Origin of the sequence: Streptomyces sp. NPDC097107, from assembly GCF_044762405.1 — a bacterium.
GTDB classification, from domain to species: domain Bacteria; phylum Actinomycetota; class Actinomycetes; order Streptomycetales; family Streptomycetaceae; genus Streptomyces; species Streptomyces thinghirensis.
The window spans coordinates 283,041-294,103 of sequence record NZ_JBIWEF010000006.1 but is presented as its reverse complement, the minus strand read 5'-3'; the positions used below and the strand labels follow the sequence as shown (position 1 = coordinate 294,103).

Below are 11,063 nucleotides of genomic sequence, written 5' to 3'. Positions count from 1 at the left end.
TTCACCATGCACATATCAACAGGGGGCAACGAACTCGCAATGAAGTTTTTTGATCAGTGACGCGCGGAAGCGTGCTAGGACGGTCATCGCACCCAGGTGCCTCCCATCTCGCCTGCCACAGGAGGTTGTCGTGCCCTCTCGTCCCGCCTTGTCCCGAGCGTCGCTCGTCACGGCCTCGCTGACCTCACTGGCCGTGCTCGGGCTGGGGGCCTGCGACTCCGGTTCGGACACCGGGTCGGCGGCCGCGGCCGGGCCTTCGGTGATCGCTCCGGGCGAGCCGGGTGAGGGCAACCGCACGCTGTCCGCCGAAGAGGCCGAGAAGCAGCGTGCCGACGACGACTCCCCCAACTCGGCGGACGTCTCCTACGCGCGGATGATGATCCAGCACCACGCCCAGGCACTGGAGATGACCGAGCTCGTGCCGGAGCAGGCCGAGTCCGGCCAGGTCGAGAAGCTCGCCGAACGGATCTCCGCCGCGCAGGGACCGGAGATCGCGGCGATGAAGGGCTGGCTGAAGAACCACGGCGAGAAGGAGTCAGGAGGCGGGCACGACCACGCCGCGATGCCGGGGATGGCGACCGAGGCCCAGCTGGAGAAGTTGCGCGCGGCGAAGGGCAAGGCGTTCGACCAGCTCTTCCTGAAGCTGATGATCACTCACCACGAGGGTGCGATCACCATGGCCACGGACGTGAAGTCGCAGGGCAACAACGTTCAGGTCGAGGAGATGGCCGACGACGTGGTCGCCCAGCAGACGAGTGAGATCTCCCGGATGCGCGGGATGCTGTGACGGGCCGCCGGCGGCGCTTCAGCGCCGTGCGCGGCGCGGGGCCAGAAAGCCCTCGTCGCGCGCCTGGCCGATCAGCCTGAGTGACTTCCGCCGGCTGTACCCGGTCGCGCGCATCACCGCGAGGACCGGGTCGCCGCCCAGGTCCCGGGCCGCCCGGTACTCCTGTGCGGCGAGCCGGCACCCCTCCCTGCCGCGCGGCCACGCGGGCCGGGCCCGCCGGGGCGCGGCAGGTGCGGCGCCGGCGGAGGCCGGCACGCAGGCCTCGAAAAGCGGGTTCTCCAGCCACTCGGCGAGCACGGCCAGGTCGTCGAGGGACAGCGGTGGTTCGGCCCGTACGTCCTCGACCCGCACGCCCTGACCGGACAACACGGCGAGTGCCTCCACCCGGGCGCCGTCGGGAAACGTCAGCCGGACGTCGAACCACGAGGTCGCGGTGGCCCCCTCGCGCACCACCCAGGTGTGCCGCACGGACATCTCACCGTCACCCGGACAGCGGTCGGAAAGCTGAAGAGAACGATCAACGAAGGATGCCTCAAGCACACACGCAACGTAACCGCATGATCACATTCCATACGAACGGAACACGCGCGAACATACGCCGTTCACCGGGCGCGGCACCCTGTCAGCGGAGCGGAAGCGGTGGGATGCTTGGAGCACCAGCGACCCCCTCCGACTTCCGGACCATCCGCCTCCCGGACAAGGAGTTCCGCCGTGCTGCGTGTCGCCGTCGTCGGCTCGGGACCGAGCGGGTGCTACACCGCCCAGAGCCTCGTCCAGCTCGGCCGCGAAGTGCATGTGGACGTCCTGGACCGTCTGCCGTGCCCGTACGGACTGGTGCGGTACGGCGTGGCGCCGGACCACGAGAAGATCAAGTCGCTGCAGAACACCCTGCGCACGGTCCTGGAGCACGAGCGGGTGCGGTTCCTCGGCGGCGTCCCGGTCGGCCCCGGGGGCGTGCCGGCCGCGCGGCTGCGCGAGCTGTACCACGCGGTGGTGTACTGCGTGGGCGCCGCCACCGACCGGCGCCTCGGCGTCCCCGGCGAGGACCTGCCGGGCAGCTGGTCGGCGACCGAGTTCGTGTCCTGGTACAGCGCCCATCCGGACGCCGTGGACGACGGCTTCCTGCGCGACGTGCGGTCGGCGGTCGTGATCGGGGTGGGCAACGTCGCCGTCGACGTGACGCGGATGCTGGTACGCGGCGTCGCCGAGCTGAGCGGCACCGACATCCCGCAGGCGGCGCTCGACACGCTCGCCGCCGGGCGGGTGGCCGAGGTGCACATGGTGGGCCGGCGGGGCCCCTCGCAGGGCCGCTTCACCACCAAGGAGCTGCGTGAGCTGGGCGCCCTCCCGGGCACGGCCGTCCTGGTGGATCCGGCGGAGCTCGCGCTGGACCCGGCTTACCGGGATCCCTCCGGGCTGCCCGGTCCGCAGCGCCGCAACGTTGAGGTGCTGCGCGGCTGGGCCGGGCAGCCCGCGCCGGACGCCGCACGCAGGATCCGTCCGCGCTTCTTCCTGCGCCCGGTGGAACTGACGGCGGACGGCGACGGCCACGTCCGCGGTGTGCGCTTCGAGCGGACGGCACCGGACGGGCGCGGTGGCGTGACGGGCACCGGGCGGTACGAGGAGATCGCGGCCCAGCTGGTGCTGCGGTCGGTGGGCTATCGCGGAGTGCCACTGGAGGGGCTGCCGTTCGACGCGGCGAGCGGCACGGTGCCGCATCGGGCGGGGCGTGTCCTGCGGGAGGGCACGGTCGCCCCCGGGGAGTACGTGGCCGGCTGGATCAAACGGGGCCCCACCGGTGTCATCGGCACCAACCGCCCGTGCGCGAAGGAGACGGTGACGTCCCTGCTGGCGGACGCCGCCACGCTCGCGGAGCGGGACCTTTCCGCGGACCCTCTCGCACTCCTGCGCGCCGAGGGGATCGAGCCGGTCGAGTGGGCCGGGTGGCGGGCCATCGAGCGGGCCGAGGCGGAACTCGGCGCCTCGCTGGGGCGGCACGTGGTCAAGCTGCCCGACTGGGAGTCGCTGCTGACCGCGGCACGGACGACCGCGGCCCGGGAGCGCGGACGGCGACGGCCTCAGTAGCGGGCCCCTGCCGCGGTCAGTCAGTGCCGAGGCAGGCGTCCTGGCGGGCCGCGGCGGCCAGGAGGGCGTCGAACAGCCCGGGGAAGAGGGCGTCCAGGTCGTCCCTGCGCAGGCCGTTCATCTTGGCCGTCCCCCGGTAGGTCTGGCAGACCAGCCCGCTCTCGCGCAGCACCCGGAAGTGATGCGTGGTGGTGGACTTGGTGACCGGCAGGTCGAAGTGCGAGCAGGAGAGGAGCTCGTCACTGGCGGCGGCGAGTTCCCGCACGATGCGCAGCCGCACCGGGTCGGAGAGCGCGTGCAGCACCGACTCCAGCCGGATCTCCTCGCGCGCCGGGTGCGGCAGGTCGCGGGTGCCGGCGGCGGTGGTGCCGGCGGCGGTGGTGGCGGGGGGCACAGCGGCTCCAGTTGGTCCGGGAGGGTCCCACCGTTCAGGAGGGAGCCTCATTGTACGAAGACCACCGTAGTTTGACATTCGCCGTACTACGAGGGTTATCGTACGAGCCGTTTCCGCCTGCCCCTCCTGCCGCGACCAAGGGAGTACCCGCTCATGAGCGCCCTCTTCCAGCCCCTCCAGCTGCGTGACACCACCATCCCGAACCGGGTCTGGATGCCGCCGATGTGCCAGTACTCCGCCGCACCGGAGGGCCCGCTGGCGGGCGCCCCCGGCGACTGGCACTTGGCGCACTACGGCGCACGCGCCGTGGGCGGCACCGGTCTGATCGTCACCGAGGCCACCGGCGTGTCACCGGAGGGCCGCATCTCTCCGCAGGACCTCGGCCTGTGGAACGACACCCAGGTCGAGGCGTTCCGCCGGATCACGGACTTCCTGCGGTCCCAGGGCACGGTCCCGGCGATCCAGCTGGCCCACGCGGGCCGCAAGGCGTCGACCGCGCAGCCCTGGAAGGGCGGGGCACCGGTGGGCCCGGACACGCACGGCTGGCAGCCGGTGGCCCCGAGCGCGCTCGCGTTCGACGAGCGGCACCCGGTGCCGACCGAGCTGACGACCACGCGGATCCAGGAGATCGTCGGTCAGTTCGCGGACGCCGCGCGCCGGGCCCTCGCGGCCGGTTTCGAGATCGTCGAGATCCACGGCGCCCACGGCTACCTGATCCACGAGTTCCTGTCACCCCACTCCAACCACCGCACCGACGCCTACGGCGGCTCGTACGAGAACCGCACCCGGTTCGCCCTGGAGGTCGTCGACGCCGTGCGTGAGGTGTGGCCCGACGACAAGCCGCTGTTCTTCCGCGTCTCCGCGACCGACTGGCTGGAGGAGGGCGGCTGGACGCCGGACGACACCGTCCGCTTCGCCCACGACCTCCGGGCGCACGGCATCGACCTCCTCGACGTCTCCACCGGCGGCAACGTCCCGCGCGTCCGGATCCCGACCGGGCCCGGCTACCAGGTCCCCTTCGCCGCGCGCCTGAAGGCGGACGCCCCGCTGCGGGTCGCCGCGGTGGGCCTGATCACGGACGTCGAGCAGGCCGAGAAGATCCTGGCCAACGGCGAGGCCGACGCGGTGCTGCTGGGACGCGAGCTGCTGCGCGACCCGTCCTGGGCCCAGCACGCGGCGCGCGAGCTGGGCCAGGGCGTCCGCATGCCGGACCAGTACGGCTGGGGCATGTGACGCGCCCATCCGCGCGCGAAGCGTTGACTAGAAAGCGCTTGCCCTTTACCGTCCGTTCATCAGCATGACCGCCGCGAACGTGCGGGGTCGCCAAGATCCCACCCGTGCGCCCTCCGCGTTCGCGGCGGCTTCAGCCTGAAGCACATCGTTCACGTACATGTTCATTCACCCCCACCCCTTACAGAAGGGACCAGAACATGACTGCTGTGACACGCCCCCGCGGGCGGCGACGCGCCGCGACCGGCGCGCTGGCCGCATTCGGCCTCTCGGTTGGCATGCTCATGACCTCCGGAGCCTCTCCGGCGCAGGCCGCCACCTGGCCGACCCCCAACGGCAGCGAGGGAGTCTCGTCGACCATCCCGGTCTCCGGCACCAAGGACTACGGGATGAAGCGCCTCTACGGCACCGGCGACCTCGGTTCCGGCGGCCAGGACGAGGACCAGGGTCCGATCCTGGAACTGGCCCCCGGCGCCGTCCTCAAGAACGTGATCATCGGCGCCCCCGCCGCGGACGGCATCCACTGCAAGGGCAGTTGCACCCTGCAGAACGTCTGGTGGGAGGACGTCGGCGAGGACGCGGCCACCTTCCGGGGCTCCTCGTCGTCGAATGTCTACACCGTCTCGGGCGGCGGTGCCAAAGAAGCCGGCGACAAGGTGTTCCAGTTCAACGGCGCCGGTTCGCTGAACGTGTCGAACTTCGCGGTCAAGAACTTCGGCACCTTCGTCCGCTCCTGCGGCAACTGCTCGACGCAGTACAAGCGGACGATCAACCTCAACACCATCGAGGTGGGCTGGAAGGGCAGCCGGATCGCCGGCATCAACACCAACTACGGCGACAGCGCGACCCTGCGCAACATCACGATCGTCGGGGACAGCGGCAAGAAGATCGTCCCGTGCCAGAAGTACATCGGCAACGACGAAGGCGACGAGCCGGACTCGAACGGCTCGGGCCCCGACGGCACGCACTGCAAGTACTCGTCGTCCGACATCACCTACAGGTGACGCGGCGAACGAGGGTGAATTGATCCCGCCGGTTCAGGTCCGGGTGTTCCGCACCCGGACCTGTCCGGCCTGCTCCCGCTGGTAGTCCGTGCAGGCGTCGCGCAGGGCCGTGCCGGGCCAGTGCGCCGGGAGGAGCTCCGGGGGCAGGACCGGGTCGGCGAGCAGGTGGCGCACGACGGCCGCGAAGGCGGTGAGCCGGTCGGCCGGCCGCCTGGCCCGGTCGACCTGGGCGAGCAGCGCCCGGGCCGTGGCGGACCAGCCGTCCAGCGGCCACAGGCCCGCGGCCAGTTCGGATGCCGGACGGCCGGGGCGCGAGGCCCAGCGCTCGGCCACCAGGTCGAGTTCGGCGGGAAGTGGGCGGCACAGGTTGGCGGGGCGCAGCCAGACGCCCTCGCGGAGTTCGGCGAGGCGCAGGGCGGTCAGCCGGGCGCGTAGGTCGGCGCGTTCGGCGGGAGCGCGTCCCGTCGCGGTGATCAGGACCATCTCCCAGTCGCCCTCCCACGCGCGCGTGTGCGGGCGGACGGCCTCGTCCTGGCGCCGCTGGCGCTCCAGCAGCCGTTCGCTGAGGCGGTAGCCGGTGTCCGTGCGCCGCAGGTCACCGGCGGCGACCATCCGGCTCAGTGCCGCGCGCACGGTGGAACCGCCGACGTCGAACCCCTCGACGAGCCGCACCAGCTCCCGCACCGGCAGTTCGGGGCGATGGGTGCCGAGCAGCAGACTCAGGACGACCGACCGCGCGGACAGCGGACGCAGCGTGAGCTCGCCGGAGGGCACGGAGTCGTTCATCCGCGTGGGCACGTGTCGTCCTTCCGCATGAGCACGTACTGTACGTGCGCCTTGCGTGTTGCACTATTGCTGCGGTCGCAGAAGTAGTGCAACATCCCTGTCATGACGACACTCGCGCAGGAGCCGTACGACGATTCCGCGGGCCCTCACGAGGGGTACGCCACGCACGACGTCACCAATCAGCCCCCGTCCCTGGCCCCTTACGACGCCTCCGACGACACGGCCCTGCTGGAGGGGTTGCGGCGGGAGGGCGCCGGGTGGGCCGAGGAGGACCTGCGGCGGCTCGGCGGGCGGGCGGGGAGCGCGGAGGCGCAGGAGTGGGGCGACCTGGCCAACCGCCACGAGCCGGTGCTGCGCACGCACGACCGGTTCGGCAACCGGGTCGACGAGGTCGAGTACCACCCGAGCTGGCACCACCTGATGCGCGTGGCGGTCGGCGAGGGGCTGGCGGGTGCGCCCTGGGCCGACGACCGGCCGGGCGCCCATGTCGCGCGGACCGCCGGCGGGCTGGTGTGGGGGCACACCGAGGCCGGCCACGGGTGCCCGACCTCGATGACCTACGCGGCCGTCCCCGCGCTGCGCGCACAGCCCGAGCTGGCGAAGGTCTACGAGCCGCTGCTGACCGGCCGGGAGTACGAGCCGGGGCTGCGCACGCCCACGGAGAAGCGGGGCCTGCTGGCCGGCATGGGGATGACCGAGAAGCAGGGCGGCTCCGACGTCCGTACGAACACCACGGCGGCCACCCCGACCGCGGAGCCCGGCGTCTACACGCTGCGCGGGCACAAGTGGTTCACGTCGGCGCCGATGTGCGACGTGTTCCTGGTGCTGGCGCAGGCTCCAGGGGGCCTGTCCTGCTTCCTGGTGCCGCGCGTGCTGCCCGACGGCAGCCGCAACACGTTCCGCGTCCAGCGGCTGAAGGACAAGCTCGGCAACCGGTCCAACGCCTCGTCCGAGCCCGAGTTCGACGGCACGGTCGCCTGGCTGGTCGGGCCCGAGGGGCAGGGCGTCAAGACGATCATCGAGATGGTCAACTGCACGCGGCTGGACTGTGTGACGGGCTCGGCGACGCTGATGCGCAAGACGCTCGTCGAGGCCGGGCATCACGTACGGCACCGCAGCGCGTTCGGCGCCCGGCTGATCGACCAGCCGCTGATGCGCAACGTCCTGGCCGACCTGGCGCTGGAGTCCGAGGCCGCGACGACGCTCACCCTGCGGCTGGCGGGTGCGGCGGACCGGGCGGTGCGCGGGGACGCCGGGGAGGCCGCGTTCCGGCGGATCGCCACCGCCGTCGGCAAGTACTGGGTGACCAAGCGGGGCCCGGCGTTCACCGCGGAGGCCCTGGAGTGCCTGGGCGGCAACGGCTACGTGGAGGAGTCGGGCATGCCCCGGCACTACCGCGAGGCGCCGCTGCTGTCGATCTGGGAGGGCTCGGGGAACGTCAACGCCCTCGACGTGCTGCGGGCGCTCGGCCGCTCCCCCGCCGCCGGCCACGCCCTCTTCGGCGAACTCGCCCTCGCGCGCGGGGCGGACGCCCGGCTGGACACCGCCGTGGCCCGGCTGGAGTCGGGGCTGACGGAGGCGTCCGAGACCGGCGCCCGTCGCCTGGTGGAGCTGATGGCCCTCACCCTCCAGGCCTCCCTCCTGGTCCGGCACGCCCCGCCCGCCGTCGCGGACGCGTTCTGCGCGAGCCGGCTCGGCGGCGACTGGGGGCACGCCTTCGGCACGCTGCCGGCCGGGGCCGACCTGGGCGGCATCCTGGCGCGGGCGCTGCCCGGCGAGAGCTGACCGGCTCGCGCGCGGGCCTCTCGCCGGACCCGACGCCACCGTTCTGACCTGCGGCGACAGCCTTTCCAGAGGTGACTGTCAGTGCCGGGGTGCAGACTGGCCCGTGTCCGAGACAAAGGCGTCGACGACGACGCCGCGGAGGTGATCGGCATGACCGAGGTACTGCTCGCCGTGGGCACCCGCAAAGGCCTGTTCATCGGGCGCCGGCGGGGTGGCACCTGGGAGTTCGACGAGAGCCCCTACTTCAACGCACAGGCCGTCTACTCGGTCGCCCTCGACACCCGCGGCGACACCCCGCGGCTGCTGGCCGGCGGGGACAGCGCGCACTGGGGTCCGTCGGTGTTCCACTCCGACGACCTGGGCCGGACCTGGACGGAACCGGCGCAGCCGGCCGTCAAGTTCCCCAAGGAGACCGGCGCTTCGCTGGAGCGGGTGTGGCAGCTGCACCCGGCCGCCGCGGAACCGGACGTGGTCTACGCGGGCACGGAACCGGCCGCGCTGTACCGTTCGGAGGACCGCGGCGAGAGCTTCGAGCTGGTCCGGCCCCTGTGGGAGCACCCCACGCGGTCCCAGTGGGTGCCGGGCGGCGGCGGCGAGGGGCTGCACACCGTGCTCACCGACCAGCGGGACCCGAAGTCGGTGACAGTGGCCGTCTCGACCGCCGGCGTGTTCCGCACCGCGGACGGCGGCGCGAGCTGGGCGCCGTCCAACTCCGGTGTCTCCGCGGTCTTCCTGCCGGACCCGAACCCGGAGTTCGGCCAGTGCGTGCACAAGGTCGCGCGGGACGCGGCGGCCCCGGACCGGCTGTATCTGCAGAACCACTGGGGCGTGTACCGCAGCGACGACGCCGGCGCGCACTGGACGGACATCGGCGAGGGGCTGCCCTCCACGTTCGGTTTCGCCGTGGCGGCCCATCCGCACCGCGGCGGCACGGCGTACGTCTTCCCGATCAACGCCGACGCGGACCGGGTACCGGCGGACCACCGCTGCCGGGTCTTCCGGACGGCGGACGCGGGCAAGAGCTGGGAACCGCTCACGGCCGGCCTGCCCCAGGAGGACCACTACGGCACGGTGCTGCGCGACGCGCTGTGCACCGACGACGAGGAACAGGCGGGCGTGTACTTCGGCAACCGCAACGGCGAGGTGTTCGCGTCGGCCGACGACGGCGACAACTGGCGGCAGTTGGCCTCGCACCTGCCGGACGTGCTCTGCGTGCGGGCCGCGGTCGTCGGATGAACCCGACCGGGGGGACGGGCCTTGGCCACCGGTTGATCGGCGTCACCCGTACGGCAGTAGGGTGACGCCCGTGGCACCACGACCCTTGCATGAAATCGTCGAAGCGGGCTGGGCGCAGGCCCTGGAACCCGTCGCCGGGCGGATCACCTCGATGGGTGAGTTCCTGCGCGCGGAGATCGCCGCCGGACGCACCTATCTCCCGTCCGGAGCGAATGTCCTACGGGCCTTCCAGCAGCCCTTCGACGACGTCCGGGTCCTGATCGTCGGACAGGACCCGTATCCGACGCCGGGGAACGCGGTGGGGTTGTCGTTCTCGGTCGCGCCCGAGGTGCGTCCGCTGCCCGGCAGCCTCGTCAACATCTTCCGGGAGCTGAACACCGACCTCGGTCTGCCGCAGCCCTCCAACGGGGACCTGACCCCGTGGACCAGGCAGGGGGTGCTGCTGCTCAACAGGGCGCTCACCACGGCCCCGCGCAAGCCCGCCGCCCACCGCGGCAAGGGCTGGGAGGAGGTCACCGAACAGGCGATCCGCGCCCTGGCGGCGCGCGGCAAGCCGATGGTGTCCATCCTGTGGGGCCGCGACGCCCGCAATCTGCGACCGCTGCTCGACGACCTGCCGTCCGTGGAGTCCGCGCACCCGTCCCCGATGTCCGCCGACCGGGGTTTCTTCGGCTCCCGTCCGTTCAGCCGGGCCAACGACCAGCTGGTCCGACTCGGAGGCCAGCCGGTCGACTGGCGCCTGCCGTGAGCGGCGGCTTCCTGGCCGTGGACTCCGGCGGCTCGGGTCTGCGTGTCGTCGTGGGCACGGCCGGGAACGGCGCGGGGGGTGACGGAGGCGGCCCGGACGGGCTCGGGCGGCGTGCGTCGCGGGAGCCCGTCCGCACCGGTGCGCGCGGCATCGACCCCGGGCATCTGATGGCGCAACTCGTCCCCATGGCCAGGGCGCTGACCGCCGAGACCGGTGTGACCGGGCTCGGCACCGTGGTCGTCGGGGCCGCCGGCCTGGCCACCCTGGGCGACGCCCTCCGCGCCGAACTGCCGGGCGCGCTGGCCCGGGAGCTGGGTGCGCGGACGGTCGCGCTGGTCGCCGACGCCGTCACCGCGTACGTCGGCGCGATCGGCCCCCGGGCCGGAGCGGTGGTCGCCGCCGGCACCGGCCTGATCGCCACCGGCACGGACCTGACCCGCTGGCGCCGGGCGGACGGCTGGGGCCATCTGCTGGGCGACTGCGGAGGCGGCGCCTGGATCGGACGCGCAGGGCTGGAGGCCGCGCTGCGCGCCCACGACGGGCGCGAGGGCGGCTCCGCGCTGCTGCTGGCCCGGGCCGAGGAACGGTTCGGGCCGGTGGCGGGGCTGCCCGGTCAGCTGTACCCGCGTACGGACCGCCCCGCCGTCCTCGCCTCCTTCGCGCCCGACGTCGCCGCCTGCGCCGCCGACGACCCCGTGGCCGCGGACGTCCTGCGGGCCGCCGCCCGGCACCTGGCCGACTCGGCCGCCGCGGTCTGCCCGCCCGGGGGCGAGCCCCGCGTCGCGGTCACCGGTGGCCTGCTGAAGATGGGCGACGCCCTCGTCGTACCGCTGGAGGAGGAGCTGGCGAAGCGGCTGCCGCATGCGCGGCGGACCGCTGCCGAGGGTGATCCGCTGCACGGTTCGGCGCGGATCGCGGCCGCCCTGGCGACCGGGTCACTCACCCTCCCGAGTGACGGCGGGATGCTGTGGGTGACGACCATGCCGGACGGCCGATAATCGGTGCGCC

At 72.9% G+C, this 11,063-nt stretch carries 11 protein-coding genes; 8 read left to right on the top strand and 3 right to left on the bottom strand.

From position 1 onward, the window contains the following. Positions 1-130 precede the first annotated feature (130 nt). On the top strand, positions 131-787 hold the full coding sequence (locus ACIQ1J_RS16815; protein WP_403557429.1) for a DUF305 domain-containing protein: 657 nt from the start codon (positions 131-133) through the stop codon (positions 785-787). An 18-nt stretch (positions 788-805) separates the two neighbouring features. Here ACIQ1J_RS16815 and ACIQ1J_RS16810 read toward each other — a convergent pair whose 3' ends face one another. After that, entirely contained in the window at positions 806-1,261 is a 456-nt protein-coding gene (locus ACIQ1J_RS16810; protein WP_210959464.1) for a DUF6214 family protein, read from the bottom strand. A 237-nt stretch (positions 1,262-1,498) separates the two neighbouring features. Here ACIQ1J_RS16810 and ACIQ1J_RS16805 point away from each other — a divergent pair, with 237 nt between their 5' ends. Next, positions 1,499-2,872: an FAD-dependent oxidoreductase gene (locus ACIQ1J_RS16805; RefSeq protein WP_403557428.1), complete on the top strand. Its 1,374-nt coding sequence runs from the start codon at positions 1,499-1,501 to the stop codon at positions 2,870-2,872. Positions 2,873-2,888: 16 nt separating this feature from the next. Here ACIQ1J_RS16805 and ACIQ1J_RS16800 read toward each other — a convergent pair whose 3' ends face one another. Next, entirely contained in the window at positions 2,889-3,266 is a 378-nt protein-coding gene (locus ACIQ1J_RS16800) for an ArsR/SmtB family transcription factor (protein WP_403557427.1), read from the bottom strand. A gap of 153 nt (positions 3,267-3,419) precedes the next feature. Between ACIQ1J_RS16800 and ACIQ1J_RS16795 the strand changes: the two genes are divergently transcribed. Both ACIQ1J_RS16795 and ACIQ1J_RS16790 read left to right on the top strand, forming a co-directional pair. Further along, complete coding sequence (locus ACIQ1J_RS16795) at positions 3,420-4,499, top strand: NADH:flavin oxidoreductase/NADH oxidase (protein ID WP_403557426.1); 1,080 nt, start codon at positions 3,420-3,422, stop codon at positions 4,497-4,499. A 197-nt stretch (positions 4,500-4,696) separates the two neighbouring features. After that, positions 4,697-5,500 carry a pectate lyase gene (locus ACIQ1J_RS16790; RefSeq protein ID WP_403557425.1) on the top strand — a complete coding sequence of 268 codons (804 nt, stop codon included), beginning with the start codon at positions 4,697-4,699 and terminating at the stop codon, positions 5,498-5,500. Positions 5,501-5,533: 33 nt separating this feature from the next. On the opposite strand, the gene ACIQ1J_RS16785 is transcribed toward ACIQ1J_RS16790, so the two are convergent. Further along, positions 5,534-6,286, bottom strand: coding sequence for a PaaX family transcriptional regulator C-terminal domain-containing protein (locus ACIQ1J_RS16785; RefSeq protein WP_403557612.1), 753 nt, complete (start codon positions 6,284-6,286; stop codon positions 5,534-5,536). 102 nt (positions 6,287-6,388) lie between these two features. Between ACIQ1J_RS16785 and ACIQ1J_RS16780 the strand changes: the two genes are divergently transcribed. The 4 genes from ACIQ1J_RS16780 to ACIQ1J_RS16765 all read left to right on the top strand — a co-directional run bounded on the left by ACIQ1J_RS16780 (position 6,389) and on the right by ACIQ1J_RS16765 (position 11,053). Continuing rightward, positions 6,389-8,071, top strand: a complete 1,683-nt coding sequence (locus tag ACIQ1J_RS16780) for a DNA alkylation response protein (RefSeq protein WP_403557424.1) — start codon at positions 6,389-6,391, stop codon at positions 8,069-8,071. Positions 8,072-8,152: 81 nt separating this feature from the next. Then, a complete protein-coding gene (locus ACIQ1J_RS16775) occupies positions 8,153-9,307 on the top strand; it encodes a sialidase family protein (RefSeq protein ID WP_210959474.1) in 1,155 nt (384 codons plus the stop codon). A gap of 70 nt (positions 9,308-9,377) precedes the next feature. Next, entirely contained in the window at positions 9,378-10,055 is a 678-nt protein-coding gene (locus ACIQ1J_RS16770; protein ID WP_403557423.1) for a uracil-DNA glycosylase, read from the top strand. Further along, complete coding sequence (locus tag ACIQ1J_RS16765) at positions 10,052-11,053, top strand: N-acetylglucosamine kinase (protein WP_403557422.1); 1,002 nt, start codon at positions 10,052-10,054, stop codon at positions 11,051-11,053. Before ACIQ1J_RS16770 ends, ACIQ1J_RS16765 begins: the two co-directional genes overlap by 4 nt. Positions 11,054-11,063: the final 10 nt, after the last annotated feature.

What these genes read in the sequence shown, in the direction of transcription:
- ACIQ1J_RS16795 (WP_403557426.1), top strand. Translation starts at nt 3,420, where the DNA reads ATGAGCGCCCTCTTCCAGCCCCTCCAGCTGCGTGACACCACCATCCCG.
- ACIQ1J_RS16810 (WP_210959464.1), bottom strand. Translation starts at nt 1,261, where the DNA reads ATGTCCGTGCGGCACACCTGGGTGGTGCGCGAGGGGGCCACCGCGACC.
- ACIQ1J_RS16780 (WP_403557424.1), top strand. Translation starts at nt 6,389, where the DNA reads ATGACGACACTCGCGCAGGAGCCGTACGACGATTCCGCGGGCCCTCAC.
- ACIQ1J_RS16785 (WP_403557612.1), bottom strand. Translation starts at nt 6,286, where the DNA reads ATGAACGACTCCGTGCCCTCCGGCGAGCTCACGCTGCGTCCGCTGTCC.
- ACIQ1J_RS16790 (WP_403557425.1), top strand. Translation starts at nt 4,697, where the DNA reads ATGACTGCTGTGACACGCCCCCGCGGGCGGCGACGCGCCGCGACCGGC.